This window comes from Archangium sp. (assembly GCF_045802675.1).
GTDB lineage: Bacteria > Myxococcota > Myxococcia > Myxococcales > Myxococcaceae > Archangium.
In genome coordinates, this window is the sequence record NZ_JBJMQO010000042.1 from 137,681 (window position 1) to 154,333 (window position 16,653).

Annotated in this window: 16 protein-coding genes; 9 read left to right on the forward strand and 7 right to left on the reverse strand. The window is 69.9% G+C overall.

All coding sequences use genetic code 11. The features are described from left to right. Nucleotides 1-185: 185 nt before the first annotated feature. From ACJ8AN_RS12890 to ACJ8AN_RS12905, 4 genes are all read right to left on the reverse strand, one after another. The gene (locus ACJ8AN_RS12890; RefSeq protein ID WP_407755613.1) at nucleotides 186-2,006 is read right to left on the reverse strand and encodes a hypothetical protein; all 1,821 of its coding nucleotides are present in this window, start codon (nucleotides 2,004-2,006) and stop codon (nucleotides 186-188) included. A gap of 41 nt (nucleotides 2,007-2,047) precedes the next feature. Further along, nucleotides 2,048-2,404, reverse strand: coding sequence for a hypothetical protein (locus ACJ8AN_RS12895; RefSeq protein WP_407755614.1), 357 nt, complete (start codon nucleotides 2,402-2,404; stop codon nucleotides 2,048-2,050). A gap of 66 nt (nucleotides 2,405-2,470) precedes the next feature. Further along, the gene (locus ACJ8AN_RS12900) at nucleotides 2,471-3,106 is read right to left on the reverse strand and encodes a hypothetical protein (RefSeq protein ID WP_407755615.1); all 636 of its coding nucleotides are present in this window, start codon (nucleotides 3,104-3,106) and stop codon (nucleotides 2,471-2,473) included. Continuing rightward, nucleotides 3,106-4,086: a fatty acid desaturase family protein gene (locus ACJ8AN_RS12905; protein ID WP_407755616.1), complete on the reverse strand. Its 981-nt coding sequence runs from the start codon at nucleotides 4,084-4,086 to the stop codon at nucleotides 3,106-3,108. Before ACJ8AN_RS12905 ends, ACJ8AN_RS12900 begins: the two co-directional genes overlap by 1 nt. Before the next feature lie 113 nt (nucleotides 4,087-4,199). On the opposite strand from ACJ8AN_RS12905, the gene ACJ8AN_RS12910 reads away from it, so the two are divergent. The 5 genes from ACJ8AN_RS12910 to ACJ8AN_RS12930 all read left to right on the forward strand — a co-directional run bounded on the left by ACJ8AN_RS12910 (nucleotide 4,200) and on the right by ACJ8AN_RS12930 (nucleotide 11,768). Continuing rightward, a complete protein-coding gene (locus tag ACJ8AN_RS12910; protein ID WP_407755617.1) occupies nucleotides 4,200-7,055 on the forward strand; it encodes an FG-GAP-like repeat-containing protein in 2,856 nt (951 codons plus the stop codon). Nucleotides 7,056-7,064: 9 nt separating this feature from the next. Continuing rightward, nucleotides 7,065-7,838, forward strand: coding sequence for a hypothetical protein (locus ACJ8AN_RS12915; RefSeq protein ID WP_407755618.1), 774 nt, complete (start codon nucleotides 7,065-7,067; stop codon nucleotides 7,836-7,838). 19 nt (nucleotides 7,839-7,857) lie between these two features. Continuing rightward, complete coding sequence (locus tag ACJ8AN_RS12920) at nucleotides 7,858-9,531, forward strand: GH3 auxin-responsive promoter family protein (RefSeq protein ID WP_407755619.1); 1,674 nt, start codon at nucleotides 7,858-7,860, stop codon at nucleotides 9,529-9,531. Next, nucleotides 9,528-10,715, forward strand: a complete 1,188-nt coding sequence (locus tag ACJ8AN_RS12925) for a Rieske 2Fe-2S domain-containing protein (RefSeq protein ID WP_407755620.1) — start codon at nucleotides 9,528-9,530, stop codon at nucleotides 10,713-10,715. The genes ACJ8AN_RS12920 and ACJ8AN_RS12925 overlap by 4 nt, the downstream gene beginning before the upstream one ends. A 105-nt stretch (nucleotides 10,716-10,820) precedes the next feature. Further along, nucleotides 10,821-11,768, forward strand: a complete 948-nt coding sequence (locus tag ACJ8AN_RS12930; RefSeq protein ID WP_407755621.1) for a hypothetical protein — start codon at nucleotides 10,821-10,823, stop codon at nucleotides 11,766-11,768. A gap of 103 nt (nucleotides 11,769-11,871) precedes the next feature. On the opposite strand, the gene ACJ8AN_RS12935 is transcribed toward ACJ8AN_RS12930, so the two are convergent. Next, complete coding sequence (locus ACJ8AN_RS12935) at nucleotides 11,872-12,129, reverse strand: type II secretion system protein (RefSeq protein WP_407755622.1); 258 nt, start codon at nucleotides 12,127-12,129, stop codon at nucleotides 11,872-11,874. A 162-nt stretch (nucleotides 12,130-12,291) separates the two neighbouring features. Here ACJ8AN_RS12935 and ACJ8AN_RS12940 point away from each other — a divergent pair, with 162 nt between their 5' ends. Continuing rightward, entirely contained in the window at nucleotides 12,292-12,690 is a 399-nt protein-coding gene (locus ACJ8AN_RS12940; protein ID WP_407755623.1) for a hypothetical protein, read from the forward strand. Nucleotides 12,691-12,770: 80 nt separating this feature from the next. Here ACJ8AN_RS12940 and ACJ8AN_RS12945 read toward each other — a convergent pair whose 3' ends face one another. Further along, a complete protein-coding gene (locus ACJ8AN_RS12945) occupies nucleotides 12,771-13,052 on the reverse strand; it encodes a hypothetical protein (RefSeq protein WP_407755624.1) in 282 nt (93 codons plus the stop codon). Nucleotides 13,053-13,067: 15 nt separating this feature from the next. Continuing rightward, entirely contained in the window at nucleotides 13,068-13,247 is a 180-nt protein-coding gene (locus ACJ8AN_RS12950) for a hypothetical protein (protein WP_407755625.1), read from the reverse strand. Between the two features lie 187 nt (nucleotides 13,248-13,434). On the opposite strand from ACJ8AN_RS12950, the gene ACJ8AN_RS12955 reads away from it, so the two are divergent. The 3 genes from ACJ8AN_RS12955 (at nucleotide 13,435) to ACJ8AN_RS12965 (ending at nucleotide 16,500) form a co-directional block, all read left to right on the forward strand. After that, nucleotides 13,435-13,911 carry a hypothetical protein gene (locus tag ACJ8AN_RS12955; protein WP_407755626.1) on the forward strand — a complete coding sequence of 159 codons (477 nt, stop codon included), beginning with the start codon at nucleotides 13,435-13,437 and terminating at the stop codon, nucleotides 13,909-13,911. Between the two features lie 38 nt (nucleotides 13,912-13,949). Continuing rightward, the gene (locus tag ACJ8AN_RS12960) at nucleotides 13,950-15,287 is read left to right on the forward strand and encodes an MFS transporter (protein ID WP_407755627.1); all 1,338 of its coding nucleotides are present in this window, start codon (nucleotides 13,950-13,952) and stop codon (nucleotides 15,285-15,287) included. A 343-nt stretch (nucleotides 15,288-15,630) separates the two neighbouring features. Continuing rightward, nucleotides 15,631-16,500, forward strand: a complete 870-nt coding sequence (locus ACJ8AN_RS12965) for a hypothetical protein (RefSeq protein ID WP_407755628.1) — start codon at nucleotides 15,631-15,633, stop codon at nucleotides 16,498-16,500. Nucleotides 16,501-16,653 lie beyond the last annotated feature (153 nt).

Consider the following 16,653-nt stretch of genomic DNA (forward strand, 5'->3'; position numbering starts at 1 on the left):
GGGGGGATCGCCCGGAGACTCCCCACCGCCGTCATGCAGGCAGCCTGCCATGCGGGTCCGACCCACACGCACAAGAGCCCGGGGTTGTAGATTTTTACGTTGAAGGCACTATTAGCAGAGATTCTTCAACTGGGGAACAACCCCGCGAAATCCTGTTTTCCGTTTCTGAACGGGTAAGCGTATTGTCACTCGTCGAGAAGGAGCACTTCTAGTTCGGGCTCCTCGGAGGGCCAGGCGGTGGCGGGGTTGGAGTCGTCGGGATCGAACCCGTAGAGGGAGTAGCCGGGGGGAACGGGGCCGTCGTCGAGGCACATGACGGTGCGGGGAGGAGCGCCCACGCCATCGCCATCGCGGTCCGGGTAGAGGACGCGCCAGAGGTAGAGGGCGGGGTGGGAGTCGTCGCAGTCGTTGCCGGTGGCGGTGGTGGCGTAGGAGGCGGGGAGCGTCGCGCCCGTGCACACGTCGCCGGTGGAGGGGACGGTGCGGCCATCGCCATCGGCGTCCACGTACTTGTAGGGCAGGCGCTGCCAGCTCGCCGCGTCGGTGGGGGCGCAGTCGGTGCCCTTCAGCGAGTAGCCGGCGGGCACGGTGCCATCCGTGCAGAAGGGGGCTGCGCTGCCGGCGCCCACGCCATCGCCGTCCTCGTCCACGTAGGCCTGGTAGCCCTGGTACAGGTCCGCGCGCGAGTCGTCGCAGTCGTTGCCCTTGGGCGAGTGGGTGTAGCCCGCGGGCAGGCTGGCGCCTATGCAGAGCGAGCCACCGGAGGCCACGGTGAAGGTGTCCCCGTCGGCATCGCGGTACTGGTAGGTGGCGCCTTGCCAGAGCGAGGGCTCGTCGGGAGCGCAGTCGGTGTGGGTGTCCGCGTAGCCGGCGGGCCGCGAGGTGCCCGCGCACAGCGTCACGCCCGGGCCCGCGCCCATGCCGTCGAGGTCCGCGTCCGCGAAGACGTTCCAGGTGACGCGTGCCAGGGGGTTGGTGTCGTCGCAATCGGGCGCGGAAGAGCCCGCCGACGTGAAGTACCCGGACGGGAGCACGCTGTTCGCGCACACCTGCCCGGACTCGGCCACCCGTGCGCCGTCCCCGTCCGCGTCGCGGTGGGAGTAGGCCTGCGTCATCCAGCGCGTGTTGTCTTCCGGAGCGCAGTCCGAGCCGAGCTGGGAGTAGCCGGACTCGGGGACGGAGCCGGAGCAGCGCAGCTCCTGCGCGCCACTGCCCGCGCCATCGCCGTCGGAGTCGGCGTACACGCCGAGCAGCTGCCACACGCTGGCGCGCGTGTCGTCACAGTCACTGGAGGCGCTGGGGCTCGAGTGGTAGCCCGCGGGCAGGGTGGCACCGCCGCACACCTCGCCGCTCCCGGCCACGGTGCGCCCATCCCCATCCGCGTCCCGGTAGGCGTAGGCCACCATCGTGTAGCGCATGGGGTCCTCGGGCGCGCAGTCCGTCGCCGTCTCGGAGGTGCCCGCCGGGAGCGTCGTGCCCATGCAGTGCGGCACGAGCGCGCCCCCGGGGTAGCCGTCCTGGTCCCCGTCCTCGTACAGCGCGCGCCGCGTCCACACCTTCGCGTCCGCGTCGTCGCAGTCGTCCTCGCCCTCGGCCAGCGCCGCCTTGTAGCCGCCCGGCAGCCCCGTGCCGACGCAGAGCTTCAGCGGGGTGGCCGAGGCCACGCCGTCTCCATCCCTGTCGGCGTAGATGAAATCGTCCGGCAGCCGCCAGCGCGTGGCGTCGTCGGGCGCGCAGTCGTCCGCGTCGAGGGCGAAGCTCGTGGGCAACCCGTCGCCGATGCACAGCGTCACCACCGAGCCGAAGCCGTGCCCGTCCTTGTCGTCGTCGCGGTAGACCCGCACCTGCTTCCAGCGCTGGTTCGAGGTGTCGTCGCAATCCTCGCTGTTCACCACGCCGTCGCCGTCCGAGTCCCCATTGGGGTCGGGCTCCGCCGTGCCGCCGTCACAGCCGAGCTGTGCTCCGCCCAGCGCGAGCGCGAGCACCATCCACATCCATCGCGTCATATCTCTGCTCCGCCTTTGTTCGTGCGCGTGCGAGGGAATGACTAGCGGCGGGTGAGGCGGCAGGTGCTGAGCGGATGGTCGCTGGCGCCGTAGTTGTAGTAGCTCACCTGGAGGAGGTACTGGCCGGGCTTCGTCATGGCCATGAGCGTCAGCCGCTCGCAGGAGCGCCCGAGCTCGATGTGGCCCGGGAACGAGTAGTTGATGTCGACGGCGAGGGTCCGGGGCGTGGCCTCTCCCGTGACGATTCCGGTGACGGACAGCCGCCCGTCAGCGGAGGCGTAGCTGTCCACGGCCTCGAAGACGACCGTTTCGAGATAGGTGGAGGACTGCGCCGAGGCGAGGGTCAGCGGTGCCAGCGTGAACAGAAGGGTGGCGGAAGCGAGCGTCTTGAAAGTCATGGAATGTGTCCCCCCGAGTGGGTGCGTGCTTCCTCGCACCGGCCTGGGAGGAAGTTGGGGCACCTCCTATACCCCGAACCCGAGCGCCATCGCGAGCAGGCTGGCGAGTCCCGCATACAGCGGAATGTTGCAGGCCAGCGTGATGCGGTTGATGCGGCGGAAGCGCGCCTGCTCCTCGTCGGCGAACCAGATGCCGTCTTCACCCGTGGTGTGTCCCTCCACCGCCTGGAAGAAGAGCGTGGCGTACATCACCTCGACGAAGAGGCTCACCAGCACGAGTGCCAGCAGCGACAGCGCCCACGCGTCCAGGCGGGAGAGCGGGCCCGTGCGGTGGAGCTGGTACCAGGAGAGGCCGCCGAGGAGGAACGCGATGCACAGCACGTCGTGGCCGATGCCGTAGGGCGGCTTCCAGTTGTGGGAGACGTAGAGCATGTAGAGCTCGGCCCCGCCGCGCACCCACATGAGGACGCCGAAGCCGCCGAGCACCCCGCGCAGGTTCGGCTCCACCGCCGCGTCGAGCGCCACCAGGGGGCAGAGGAGGAACCAGAGGAAGATGGCGTAGAAGAGCCAGGCGAGCTTGGGCGGGGAGATGCGGCCGCCGCGGGAGCGCTGCACGTTCTGCTTGCGCCAGAAGAGGAAGCCGAGCAGCGCGGCCAGGGCGAGCAGGGCGAGGATGAGGACGCGGGAGAGCGGGGAGAGCATCAGGGCCGGCGCGGGCGGGGGTAGAGGTCAGGGTAGCGCAGGAGGTACCAGGCGCGCAGGCGGGGCAGGTGGTGCAGGGACACCTGGGGATGCAGGTGGTGCACCACGTGGCAGCCCACGTGGAGGGGCGCGGTGAGGAGCCGGCCCACGAGTCCCAACCCATGGTCCGACGTGCAGGCGAGCACGTCGCGCAGGGTGCGGCCCTGGACGGACTCGGGCGTGTGCTCGGCGAGCAGGCGCCAGGCGCACAGCCCCGAGGCCATCAGGAAGGGCAGTCCGTAGCCGAGCCCCACCGCAGTGGGCCAGCGCAGCGCCGCCGCGAGCACCCCGAGGTGGAAGAGCACCTGTCCCGTCTCCGCGCGGGCGCAGGCGAGCACCTCGGCGTCGCGCGAGAGCTCCCGGCCCGAGCGCTCCTGGAGGAAGAGCCGCGCGTACGGGGTGCGCAGCGGCGGCAGCAGCCACGCGAGCAGGCCGAAGGGACCGCGCAGCACCCAGAAGGGGAGGATGGGGCAGACGCGCAGCCACACGCCGAGCTGGCGCCAGGGACTCGCGGGAGGGCGGCGGTACGGGTCGTTCGGCAGGCCCGCGTCGTGGTGGTGGCGCAGGTGGTGGTAGCGCATGGCCTCGAGCGTGGTGGCGACGGGCAGGCCGCAGAAGAGCTCCAGCACGCGCAGGGCCGGGCCCTTGTGGCGCCAGGGCAGGTGGATGGCGTCGTGGAGGACAACGCCGAGCGCGTGGAGCCTTCCCGCGACGAGCAGCGCGAGCACCGGAGCGGCCTCGGGGACGAGCACCATGCCGGCCCAGCACAGCCCCATCCATGCCCACTGCGCGGCCGCGAGCCGGTACAGCCCCGGGAGGGTGGCGCGCGTGAGGAGCTCCACGGGCACCGGGGCACGCAGCGGCAGGAGACCTTCGGTGGGAGTGGGGCGCGCGGTGTGCCCGGAGTTTGCAGCGAGGGCCGCGCCAGTGGAGGGAGACATGGGAATCAGCGAGATGGTGGGCAGGCTTCCGGGGGGACATGCAAGCCCCCCGCCCAACCTGGACAGAGGGACGGGGGCGCGGCACTCTCGGCGCGCGCTCGGAGGCGCATCCCATGAGAGCTGAGCAGGCAGTGACACACGCGGTGCCGCTGAGCACCGTGGTGCACACGACGCCCCGTGTCGAGCGTTGGGGCTGGGTCTGGCCGAGGTGGAGCGACGCGCGCATCCCCTTCGCGGCCATCCTCACGCTCTATGGCGTGCTGGGCTTCTGCTTCTTCGGCTTCAACCGCAGCCCGTGGCAGATGGCCACCATCGTCGTCAGCGGGAGCGTGCTGGACGCGGGGCTCGGCTGGCTGCTGCGCCGCGAGAAGGTGGTGCCGCTCAGTGGCTACATCTCGTGCTGCTCGCTGGCGCTGCTGCTCAATTACTCGCACTCGAGCTGGCTGCTGTTGCTGCCGGTGTGGCTCACCATCGGCTCCAAGTACGTGCTCACCTACGAGGGCCGCCACGTCTTCAATCCGTCCATGTTCGGCGTGGCCACCTCGCTGCTCCTCACCCGCGAGCTCATCACCGCCGCGCCGGCCTACCAGTGGGCCAATGGCGAGATCGCCCTGTCTGCCTTCATCGTCATGGCGGCGCTGGTGCTCTTCTTCTTCCGCGTGGGCCGCACGTGGCTGGTGCTGAGCTTCCTCTTCTTTTACGCACTGCAGACGGGCCTGCGCGCGTACATCCTCCGCCACCACCTGCCGCCCGAGGTGCTCTTCCTCGGCACGCTCGGGGCGCCAGCCTTCTTCATCTTCACCTTCTACATGATCACCGATCCCGGCACGTCTCCGAAGACGCCGCGGGCCCAGGTGCTCTTCGCGCTCGCCCTCACGCTGGTGGACCTGGTGCTCCACCTCAAGGAGAGCGTCTTCACCTTCTTCTACGCGGCCCTCACCGTCGCCACCGTGCGCTTCCTCTTCCTGCACGGGCGCGCCCTGTGGCAGCGCGGGCCTCGCGCGTACTTCGCGGGCCTGTTCTCTCCCGGGCCGCTCAAGCGCGTGGCGGCGGTGGGAGGACTCGGGGCCGCGCTGGCCGCGGGCTACTCGCTCGCCGTGACGCCGGGCGCGCTGAATCGCCCGCTGCCCTTCCACATGGAGCGCATGGAGGCCTCGCGCACGGGGCTCGGCTCCACCATGGGGGATGTGCTGACGCGCGTGGATCCACGCGTGCTGCACGTGGCCAAGTGGGTGCTGAGCGTGGGCGACGCGGTGGCCGCCGGGGACTTCGACGGGGATGGGAAGCTGGACCTGTTCCTGACGAATCCGCTCAAGTCGGACGCGGACCGCGCCGCGCTCTTCCGCAACCTCGGGGACTTCCGCTTCGAGCGCGTGAAGGTGCCCGCGCTCGAGCACATCGCCGCGAGCTACACCACCGAGGGCGCCGCCGCCGGTGGCACCTTCGTGGACTACGACGGCGATGGGGACATGGACCTGGCCATCGCCGTGGCCTTCGGGCCCTCGAAGCTGCTGCGCAACATGATGCGCGAGACGGGCACGCCCTCCTTCGAGGACGTCACCACCAAGGCCGGCATGGGAGACCACTCGGTGAGCATGGTGGTGACGCTGCTCGACTATGACCGCGATGGGATTCTGGATCTCTTCGTGGCCAATGCGCTCACCACGCACCTGCCGGACTACGAGAAGCCCACGCCGTTCAACTTCTTCAAGCTGCCACCGCCCGAGTACCCCGGCGACCGGCGCATGCTGCGCTTCTTCCACAACGGCTGGCACAACGCCGACAACGGCGGCCTCAACGTGCTCTACCGCGGCCGGGGCGATGGCACCTTCGAGAAGCTCGACTCGGCGGCCCTGGGGCTGAAGGAGACGCGCTGGTCGCTCGCCGTGAGCACGGTGGACCTGAACCAGGATGGGTGGACGGACCTCTACATCGCCAACGACTTCGGCCCGGACGAGGTCTACCTCAACGAGCAGGGCAAGCACTTCCGCCGCGTCGAGGGGAAGCTCTTCGGGGAGATTGGCAAGGACACGTACAAGGGGATGAACTCCACCGTGGCGGACTTCGATCGCAACGGGTGGCTGGATGTCTATGTCTCCAACGTGCACCACGCGTTGCAGGCCGAGGGCAGCCTGCTGTGGATGGTGTCCCCGGGCAAAGACGATCCCTTCGTCCCCGAGTTCAAGGACGAGGCCACCTTCCGCGGTGCGCTCAACGAGCGGCGCTTCGGCTGGGGCGCGGCGGCGGGGGACCTCGACAACGATGGCTGGCCGGACCTCGTGCAGGCCAATGGCCACCTCGATGACCGGCTGGACCATCTGTACGACTCGGGCCGCAAGGACTACTGGTACGTCAATCACAAGCTCATGCAGTCCGGCCCCGAGGTCCATACCTACGCGGACAAGTGGGGCGACATCCGCGGGCGCGTCATCTATCCGAACGAGCCCCGGCGCGCGTACCTGAACCTCGGCGACGAGGACCCCGGTCACTTCGTCGATGTGGCGAAGGAACTGGGCATCGATGATCCGGACAACTCGCGCGGCGTGCTGCTCGCGGACCTGGACAACGATGGCGACCTGGATGCCGTCATCACCAACCAGCACGGGCCCGTGTCCGTGTACCGCAACACCTTGCGCGACGGAGCGGGGAAGGACGCGGCGCACTTCGTGGCCCTCTCGCTCGTGGGCGATGGGCAGCGCACGGCCCGGAGCGCCGTGGGCTCGCGCGTCGTCGTGTCCTACGAGGAGGGCGGCCACCCCGTGCAGCAGGTGCAGGAGGTGGGGTTGATGGGAGGCCTCAGCGCCTCGGCCGACCCTCGCCTGCACTTCGGGCTCGGCCACCACGCGGGCCCGGTGACGGCCACCATCCACTGGTACGGCGGCGGGGTGCAGTCCGTGCAGCTCGAGGCCGATCGCTACCACGTCATCTCGCAGGGTGCCGTCACCGCGGACCTGCGGGGCAGCCACTAGGAGGCCCCGATGCTCTCCGCCTTGAAGGGTGCCACCGTCCCGTGCGCGTCGCTCACCGAGCGTCAGCGCGCGCAGCTGCTCGCGCTGATGCAGGTGTGCTACGCGGGCGTCAGTGCCGAGCGCTTCGCCCGGGACCTGGCCGACAAACAGTATGTGATTCTCCTGTCCGCGCGGCGCTCGGGCGAGCTGGTGGGCTTCAGCACCCTGCGCGTCGCCGAGGAGCAGGTGGAGGGGCGCACGGTGGAGGTCGTCTTCTCGGGCGACACCGTCATCCATCCGGACTACTGGGGACAGAAGGAGCTTCAGGTGCGCTTCGGGCGCTTCATGCTCGCGCGCAAGCTGCGCCGCCCCCTGCGCCCCCTGCTGTGGCTGCTGCTGAGCGCGGGCTACAAGACGTACCTGCTCGCGGTGAATCACTTCCCTCGCACCCTGCCGCGCCACGACTGGGAGGCTCCGGCGGGACGCGTGTCCTTCGTGCACTCGCTGGCCGCGCGGTGGTTCGGCTCGCAGTACGACGCGGCGAGAGGCACGGTGCGCTTCGGGAGCTCGCACTACCGGGTGCGCGATGGGGTGGCGCCGATCGACCGGGCGGCGGCGGCCCATCCGGACATCGCCTTCTTCGCGAAGAGCAACCCCGGGCACGTGGATGGGGAAGAGCTGGTGTGCCTGGCGGAAATCCGCGCGAGGGACCTGCTGTGGGCACTGACGGAGCTGACGATGAAGCAGCTGCGGCTGTGGACGCGCCGGGGCCTCAAGTGGATGGGAGTGGGAGCCAGGGCATGACGAGCCCCGGGTTGGATCCGTGCTGACGTCACGCCGCATGCTGTCGTGCCTGATGGCGGCCCAGGCACCGTCGGCGCTGCGCTTCCACCGGGCCCTCACCCGTCCCGAGCTGGCGCAGGCCGAGTGCCTGTCCCGCGTCCTCCGCGCCACCCGGGACACCACCCAGGCCACGCGAGTCCCGGGCTTTTCGCTCCTGCGTACCGCGCGCGAGCTCCAGGACGCCGTGCCCATCTCCACGCCGGATTCGGTGCTCGGGGATATCGAGGCGCTCGAGGCGGGGACACCGCGCGTCCTCACCCGCGAGCCGGTGGTCCGCTTCGAGCCCTCGGGCGGTTCCTCGGGAGCGTCCAAGCTCGTCCCCGTGACGCGCGGGCTGCTCGACGAGTTCCACCGCGCGCTCGCGCCCATGCTGTACGACCTGCTGCACTCGCGCCCCGCCCTCCGCGAGGGCCCGAGCTACTGGTCCATCTCGCCCATCGGCCGCAAGCAGGGGCGCACCCCGGGAGGCATTCCCGTGGGCAGCGTGGAGGACTCGGCGTACTTCCCGCGATTCTTGCAGCCGTTGCTCTCGCGCGTGTTCGCCGTGCCCGGCGCCGTGGCCCACCTGCCCGACGTCGAGTCGTGCCGGTATGTGACGCTGTGGTTCCTCGTGGCGTGCGAGGACCTCGCGCTCCTGAGCGTGTGGAACCCGAGCTTCCTCACGCTCCTCATGGACGCGCTGGAGCGGCACGGGGAGCGGCTGGCCGAGGATTTGGAACGCGGGGTGTGCAGGCCTCCTCTCCCGGAGGGAGAGGGAAGCTTGGGCTCGGTGCTATCGCGGATGCGATTCGAGCCCCGGCCCGAGCGGGCTCGCGTTCTTCGCGAGGTGCTCCGCTCCGGGCTTCAGGGACGTGCGCTCTGGCCCCGGCTCTCGTTGCTCAGCATGTGGACCGATGCGCAGGCCTCGCACTCCGTCGCTCCCGCGCGCCGCCGCTTCGAGGGCGTCGAGGTCCAGGGCAAGGGGCTGCTCGCCACCGAGGGGGTGGTTTCGCTCCCGCTCTTCGGTGCCCCCGCCCCCGTGCTCGCCATCCGCAGCCACTTCTTCGAGTTCCTCGACCCCGAGCACCCCGAGGCCCGTCCCCGGCTCGCCCAGGAGCTCGAGGTGGGGCGCACCTACTCCGTGCTCCTGTCCACCTCGGGCGGGCTGCTGCGCTACCGCATCGGAGACCTCGTCCGCGTCGAGGGCTACCACCACGCCACGCCGTGTCTGCGCTTCCTCGGCCGCGCGGATACCGTGAGCGACCTCGTCGGCGAGAAGCTCGCCGCCACGCGCGTCTCCGCCGTGCTCGAGTCCCTGTTGCCCGGTGCGTTCGGCGGCCAGCGCCCGCCCTTCGCCATGGTGGCTCCCGAGTGGGACAGCGGCGCGCCTCCGGCCTACCGGCTCTTCCTCGAGACCGAGGCGCCCGACACGCGCCTCGAAGAGGCCGCCCACGCCCTCGAGCACGCGCTCCGCGAGGGCTACCACTACCGTTATGCCCGGGAACTCGGCCAGCTCGGGCCCGTGCGCGCCGTCCGCGTCACCGAGGGTACCCGGAACTACGAGGCCCGCTGCATCGCGCTCGGGCAGCGAGCCGGGGACATCAAACCCACCGACCTTCATCGCCAGGCGGGCTGGAGCGCCTGGTTCTCCCACCGAGGAGCGAAGCACCCATGAGGAACCCGAACGAAGCCCCGAGCCTCGCGCTCGTCACCGCGCCCGCGGTGGACCTCGAGGCCGAGGCCGACCTCACCCGCTGCGGCGCCCTCGAGGACTTCTGGTACGTCGCCTGTCTCTCCACCGAGCTGCCCGCGGGCAAGCCGCTCTCGCGCACCGTCTTCGGCACGAGCGTCGTGCTCTTCCGCGACGAGCATGGCCGGCCCGTGGCCCTGCGCGACCGGTGCCTGCACCGCAACGCGCGCCTGTCCGCCGGAGCCGTCTTCGATGGGCGGCTCGGCTGCCCGTACCACGGCTGGGTGTATGACGCGTCGGGCGCGGTGGTGGAGGTTCCCTCGCTCGGGCCGAAGCAGTGCGGCGAGGTGCTCGATGCGAACGGCCACGCGAGCGCGGGCCTCCAGGTGCGCCCGTGTGACCTCGGCCGGTTGCAGCGCTTCGACACGCTGGAGCAGGACGGGCTCGTGTTCGTCTTCATGGGTGGGGACTCGACGCGCGCGCGCCGTCCCGCCTTCCGGGTGCCGTACTGGGGCGAGCCGAAGTGGACCGTGTACTTCATGGTGACGCGCTTCCCCAACGGGGTGACGAACCTCGTGGAGAACTTCATGGACGTGCCGCACACCGTCTTCGTCCACGAGGGCTGGTTCCGCCGCGTGGCGAAGAAGCGCGTGCCCGCCACGGTGAAGCGCTCCGAGGGCAGCGTGCTCGTCACGTACAAGCAGGAGCAGGACACCGTGACGGGGCTCGGGCGCCTCTTCAATCCGGGGGGCCTGCCCATGGTCCACACGGACCACTACTTCGTCCCGAACGTCACGCGCGTGGATTACATGTGGGGCGACCGAAGCGGCTTCGCCATCAACTCACAGGTGACGCCCATCGGTCCCACGGACAGCCTCGTGTACACGGCCATCAGCTACCGGCTGCCGTATGACCTGCCGCGCGCGCTGGTGGCGCGGGCGTTGAAGCCGCTGGTGAAGTGGTACACCACGCAGGTCATCCTCCAGGACGTGAACATCATGAAGGTGCAGCGCGAGGGCCTGCTCAATGGCCCCGGCGGCGGCGTCTTCACGGGCACCGAGGCGGACCTGCTCCACGCGGACATCGAGGCCTACCGCGGCTGGCTGCGCGAGGGCGGACACGGCCCGGGCCCCGGCGACGAGGAGCGCGACATCGTCTTCTGGATTTGAGCCGGGTGCGATGTCTTGGAAGACCTGGCAACCCATGGGGATTGGCGCCCTCGTCCCTGGGGGCTCGCTGCTTTAGAGTGTCTGCCTGCCCCCAGGAGAACCCACATGCATCGCAGGCTCTATCTCGCGCTCATCACGTCCTCGCTCCTCGCCGTGACCGCCGCCGGTTGCGCCGCCGGCTCCACCGACTCCACCGACTCCACCGACTTCGGCAGCGCCGCGCAGTCGATCGGCGCCTGCGGCCTCGGCGACGAGGTGCTGTCGGTCCGGACCTACACCACCGCCGACATTCCCGAGCTGACCGCGCTCCAGAAGGCCCAGTTTGTCACCGCGTTCCGCGAGTCGGCCTGGAACGACATCACCACCGTCGAGGAGGCCTTCCTCCACGCCGACGATCACGAGCTCCGCGCCACCATCCTGCGCGACAGCGGCACCGGCCAGCGCTACGTCCAGGTCGACTACCACGTCGGCGACAACCCGTATGGCGCGGTTCTCTACTGGAACACCACGGTCGTCGGCGCCGCGATCCACGACGGTTATCCCGAGGAGTGCGGCCCGCTCACCTACGACTACGATCAGGGCGATACCGCGCCCGAGTGCGCCGGCTTCCTCACCTACGTCAACACCGCGTCGTACGCCGCGCTCGACGCCTACCTGCCGAGCAACGTCGCCCAGGCGATCGTCGACGCGCGCACCGTCGCGCCGTTCAGCTCGATCGCGTCGGTGGTCGCCGTCAACGGCGTCGCCGAGACCCGGCTCCAGCAACTCCTCACCGCCGCGCGAGCCGCGAGCCTCGTCGGCGCGAGCTGCAGCGGCATCTACGACCAGATCGCGACCTCGGCCACCGAGGCCACCGCGATCGTCGCCCTCGCCAACGAGGCGAACGCCGAGGAGCTGCACGGCATCCTCGCCTTCGAGATCAACCAGACTGTCGTCGACTCCCTGATCGCCGAGCGGCCGTTCGCGACCGCGGCCGAGGTCTCCGAGACCTACCGTGTCGGCACCGCCACCTTCCGCGCGCTCCGCAACGCCGCCGCCTTCCGCGGCCCGTGAGGAGTGGGTCGCCGAAGGTCAACGAGCTCAACCGCCCCGACGCTCGGGTTCGCCTCGACACGCACTTCGACGGGCTGTCGCGGTAGCCCACCGGGAAGTGAAGTCAGGGCTGTTGGCTCACCGCGGCGTCTCTTTGAAGGCCGAGTGAGGAGCCATCCGCGTGGGGCCCTTCTCCACCCGGCGTGCCGTTCGCGCCGGAGGCGGTGGTGGCGATGCCCTGCGCGGGCTCCTCGATCCTTGGAATGATGACCACGGCCACCGCCGCCGTGATCAGTCCAAGAAAGGTGAGGAGCTCCATCAACTCGATGAGGGTCACACCGCGCTGACCGCGCCACTGCGTCCGCGTCTTCTTCGGGTCCATGTCGTTCCTCGCGTCTGGCGCCGCTCATGGACGCCAGCCCTGGTCCGCAACCCTAAAGAACCCAAGGCGGTGATGCGGTGGGCTGTGCCTGCTGGGCGTGAGCGTCGGATGCCGGTTCGGCCTCTGTTTGCTACGCTTCGTCCATCACAGGGGGAGCACACCATGAAGAGCGACATCGAGATCCGGTTGCCCGCGCTCACGCGGGAGCAGCGCGCCTCGATCAAGGGCTACCTGGAGCAGCTCATCCAGGCCAACCGCAACCACCAACTGCCTCCGAAGTTCGAGCTGACGGCCGACCAGCGTGCCTTCATGACGAGCCAGCGTGAGCAGCTCGAGCGGGCGGAGAAAAACCCGGGGAACGTCGTGTTCGTCTGCGATGACGAGATGCGCGACCTGCTCGGGTTGCCTCAGGGAAATCGACTGGAGCTCAGCGAGTCGATGAGCAGCCAGCTCGAGGACCTGCCCGGCGAGACGCCGGGATGCAAGATCTGGCGCAAGGAGTGCGTCGAGAACGACAAGCTGGGCCACTGCGTCATGTGGGACTGGTTCTGCAAGCACTGAGACTGGCTCGAGGGAGAGGCGCTCGGTTCATCCTGAAGACGTGAAGCCGCTGGAGCGACGCGGCTCCACACTGTGCGTCCTCACGGGGCGGGCGTGGACTCGGCTTCGTCCTGCTCGCCCTGCTGCATTCCCTGCCGTACGCGCGTGAGGATGTCGATGCGCAGCTGCAGCCAGTCCATGCCCCGGGGCGTCTGGTAATCGTGGGCCGAGAAGTAGGCCGTCGCCGTCCGGGCGTGCAGCACGAAGCGCGCCTCCCGCTTCTGGTACAGCACCCGGAAGCCCTTCACCTTGCCCACTTCGACGAGGTCCCGCGTGATGGCCTTCGCCTGACGCTCGGCCTCCTGCGCCCACTCCGAAGACATGGTGCCTCCTCGCGCTCAGTTGTGCGGTGGGAAGGCCGCGGGCTGGCCGGTGCCGCCGTTGCCCTCGGGCTGCGGGCCCGACTGCTTCTCCTCGGAGGTGGAGCGCTCGCCTCCCTTGTGTCGGATCTGCTCGTCCTGGTTCTCGCCCGCGCCCTGACGCGTTCCCTTCTTGTCGTCCGGATTCTGCTCGTTCATCTCCGCCCCGCCTTTCGTGAGGAATTTTGCTCGAACATGGCCACGGCGCGGGCGGTGCGGCAGGGACGGGCCGACGGACGCGGGCGGCCCGCGGTTTGTCCACCTGGAGGCAGGCCAGACGGGCAGGCAGGCGAAATGGAGCGGGAGTGCTGGCCTCCATGGCGCGAGGACGTTACGGGAGAGCCCCATGGATTCCACTCCCCGTCCGGCCGTGGCCGCCTGTCTCTTCTGTGGCGCTGAAGCCTCTCCCGCGTTGAACCTGCCGCGTTTCGGTGGCGCCTCGTGTCAGGAGTGCGCCCGGCGCGTGGGCCTCCTGGTGGTCGAGTCGCCCACGGCGCTCACGGACATCTGGCCGCTGCTCGGCGAGGAGGTGGACGAGGACGAGCCCGAGCCCATGGTGCAGCGGCCGGATGGGCGCTCGGTGCAGCTGCGCCAGGTCACCGCGGAGCTCAAGCGCGACCTGTCCGTCGAGGACCGGATGAAGCTCGCCGAGCTGTACGGCGATATCGGGCTGGTGCGCGAGCAGCTCGAGGAGTGTGGCCGGGTGCTCGTCGCCGCGCCCGCCGCCGCGCTCGCCCAGCGTGCGCTCGACGTGCTCTTCTCGCCCGAGCTGTGCTCGCCGCTGGGACTCGACGAGCTGCGCGGGCACCTGTTTCCGGCCTGAGCGGAGCGGGGCGCGGGGTTTGATATAGGTTCGGCCCCGTGAACCCGACCCAGTCCGTGTCCTCGACCAGCACCGAATCATCGGCCACCGCCGAGCGCGGCATGCGGCAGCGGCTGTTGTCCATCTTCGGCGGCTCGGTGGGCAACCTCATCGAGTGGTTCGACTTCTACATCTACTCGGCGTTCTCGCTGTACTTCGCGAAGTCGTTCTTCCCGAGCGACAACCCCGTCGTCGAGCAGCTCAACACGGCGGCGGTGTTCGCGCTCGGCTTCCTCATCCGGCCCGTTGGCGGCTGGGTGATGGGGCTCTACGCGGACCTGCGCGGGCGCCGCGCGGCGCTGACGCTGTCGGTCACGCTGATGTGTCTGGGCTCGCTCGTCATCGCGGTGTGCCCGACGTACGCGGACATCGGCGTGCTGGCGCCGGTGGTGCTCGTGCTGGCGCGGCTGCTCCAGGGGCTCTCGCTCGGTGGTGAGTACGGCACGAGCGCCACGTACCTCAGCGAGGTGGCCACCTCGCGCCACCGCGGCTTCTACAGCTCCTTCCAGTACGTCACGCTCATCATGGGCCAGTTGCTCGCGACGCTGACGCTGCTGGTGCTACAGCGCGTGGTGCTCACGGGCGCGCAGCTCGAGGCGTGGGGCTGGCGCATCCCCTTCGTGTGCGGTGCCGCGCTGGCCGTGTTCGGCTTCTACATGCGCCGCAACATGGAGGAGACGGAGGCCTTCCAGGCGGAGAGGGCCCGGAAGACGGCGCACCGGCCCATGCGCGAGCTGCTCAACCACCCGAAGGAAATCACCCTCGTGGTCGGGCTCACCATGGGCGGCACGCTCGCCTTCTACACGTACACCGTCTACATGCAGAAGTTCCTGGTGAACTCGGTGGGCCTGACGCGAGACCAGTCCACGCTCATCTCGGTCGTGTCCCTGTTCATCTACATGCTGCTCCAGCCGGTGTTCGGCTTCATCTCCGACAAGGTGGGCCGCCGGCCGGTGCTGATGTGGTTCGGCGTCATGGGCACGCTGTGCACGGTGCCGCTGATGACGGCGCTCACGCGGACGAAGGATGTCTTCACGGCCTTCCTGCTGGTGCTGGCGGCGCTCGTCATCGTGTCGGGCTACACGTCCATCAACGCGGTGGTGAAGGCCGAGCTGTTCCCGGCGAGCATCCGTGCCCTGGGCGTGGGCCTGCCCTATGCGCTCACCGTCTCCATCTTCGGCGGCACGGCCGAGTACCTGGGTACGTGGCTCAAGCTCCAGGGCCACGAGAGCTGGTTCTTCTGGTACGTGTCCGGCTGCATCCTGTGCTCGCTGCTCGTGTACGGCCTCATGCGCGACACGCAACGGCACAACCGTTTCGACGCCCACGCGGAGTGACGGGGGCGTGCACCCCCCGACAGCGGGACGCAATGGCCGGTTGACGCTCGCGTAGAGGAAGGACACATGTGAGTGGGGGGCCCGCGGCCCGGTGTCCACGAAGCCACGTATCCAGAGGAGACGTTCCGGTGGCCTGCGGCTCGCCCTGGCCGCGAGTCTCTTGCTGCATCTGTGCCTCCTGGGCTGGCTGTGGACGCGGCCTCCAGCGCCGCCCCCTCCGCCCTCGCGTGCCTTCAACGTCCCCGTGGAGGTACACGTCGTCGACGTTCCTCCCGTCCGCACCGCTCCGCTGCCACCGCCTCCGCCGGTACCACCCCGCCGTGCGCCGAAGCAGCGGACACGCGTGGAGCGAAGCGATCGCCCGCCGCAGGAGGACGTGCCCGAGGCGGCTCCCACGCCCGCGCCCCTGGCCAACGACAGCCCCCGAGCGGAGGACAGCCCCTCGCGGCCCTCGCTCCTTCCGGGCGCGGAGACGCTGGTGCCGCCGCCCAACGGAACCCTCCCCGTCACGCCCGCCGAGCCCGGGCCGCCGGGCACCCGCCTCCACGCCCCCGAGCACCCCGCCTCTCCCGAGGAGCTCGTCGCCGGAACGGTCCGCGACAGCATGGCCGAAGCGCGGACCCGCAACGGCCTGTCGCATTCGTACTTCAGCGGCGTGGGCCGGACCCTCCTGCGCCGCTTCGAGAAGGCCCAGGCGGACGCCGAGCGCGAGGCGAAGCTCGGGGCGAAGGTGCGCCAGAAGGCCCGCGATGTCTCGAGCGTGCTCTCCCGTTCCGCGACGATGGAGGACCCGCTCGCGCAGCTGCGCCGGCCCGATCCACTCGCGAGCCTGCCCTCGCAACCGGCCGTGGTCGAGGACGCCTACAAACGGTTGGCCTACTCTCTGCCCTACGAATGGACGCGCACCGATGGCGTGGTGGGGGTGCGTCTCACGCAGGCCGCCGATGGGCACGTGCTCGCCGTGGAACTCCTCGCGTCCTCGGGCGATCCGGGCCTGGACGGGGCGGCCGTGTCGTCCGTGCAGGCGCTCGGCGAGGAGGCGGGGCCACCGCCGCCGGAGGTGTTGAAGGGCCGCGACGCGGTGGTGAGCGAGTGGCGCTTCGAGCTGTTGCGCACCGTCGCGGGTCCATCCGCCCTGGGCGTGGGGTTCACCGGGCTCCCCAGCTTCGCCGGCAAGAGCCGGGTCCGGGTCACGCTCGTCGCGTATCACTGAGCGGCCCGCGCGGGCTTCCGGGAGGCCTTCTCCGCTGCTCCGTGGCCCCTTCTTCCAGCGGCGTTGGCGGACTTCAGGCTGGCTGCTCTCTCTGTGTTGAAGGACACACCACGCGAGTGTCGCCCTTCCCACAGTGGTGCCGCGGAGCACTGC

What these genes read in the sequence shown, in the direction of transcription:
- ACJ8AN_RS12890 (WP_407755613.1), bottom strand. Translation starts at nt 2,006, where the DNA reads ATGACGCGATGGATGTGGATGGTGCTCGCGCTCGCGCTGGGCGGAGCA.
- ACJ8AN_RS12895 (WP_407755614.1), bottom strand. Translation starts at nt 2,404, where the DNA reads ATGACTTTCAAGACGCTCGCTTCCGCCACCCTTCTGTTCACGCTGGCA.
- ACJ8AN_RS12900 (WP_407755615.1), bottom strand. Translation starts at nt 3,106, where the DNA reads ATGCTCTCCCCGCTCTCCCGCGTCCTCATCCTCGCCCTGCTCGCCCTG.
- ACJ8AN_RS12905 (WP_407755616.1), bottom strand. Translation starts at nt 4,086, where the DNA reads ATGTCTCCCTCCACTGGCGCGGCCCTCGCTGCAAACTCCGGGCACACC.
- ACJ8AN_RS12910 (WP_407755617.1), top strand. Translation starts at nt 4,200, where the DNA reads ATGAGAGCTGAGCAGGCAGTGACACACGCGGTGCCGCTGAGCACCGTG.
- ACJ8AN_RS12915 (WP_407755618.1), top strand. Translation starts at nt 7,065, where the DNA reads ATGCTCTCCGCCTTGAAGGGTGCCACCGTCCCGTGCGCGTCGCTCACC.
- ACJ8AN_RS12925 (WP_407755620.1), top strand. Translation starts at nt 9,528, where the DNA reads ATGAGGAACCCGAACGAAGCCCCGAGCCTCGCGCTCGTCACCGCGCCC.
- ACJ8AN_RS12930 (WP_407755621.1), top strand. Translation starts at nt 10,821, where the DNA reads ATGCATCGCAGGCTCTATCTCGCGCTCATCACGTCCTCGCTCCTCGCC.
- ACJ8AN_RS12935 (WP_407755622.1), bottom strand. Translation starts at nt 12,129, where the DNA reads ATGGACCCGAAGAAGACGCGGACGCAGTGGCGCGGTCAGCGCGGTGTG.
- ACJ8AN_RS12940 (WP_407755623.1), top strand. Translation starts at nt 12,292, where the DNA reads ATGAAGAGCGACATCGAGATCCGGTTGCCCGCGCTCACGCGGGAGCAG.
- ACJ8AN_RS12945 (WP_407755624.1), bottom strand. Translation starts at nt 13,052, where the DNA reads ATGTCTTCGGAGTGGGCGCAGGAGGCCGAGCGTCAGGCGAAGGCCATC.
- ACJ8AN_RS12950 (WP_407755625.1), bottom strand. Translation starts at nt 13,247, where the DNA reads ATGAACGAGCAGAATCCGGACGACAAGAAGGGAACGCGTCAGGGCGCG.
- ACJ8AN_RS12955 (WP_407755626.1), top strand. Translation starts at nt 13,435, where the DNA reads ATGGATTCCACTCCCCGTCCGGCCGTGGCCGCCTGTCTCTTCTGTGGC.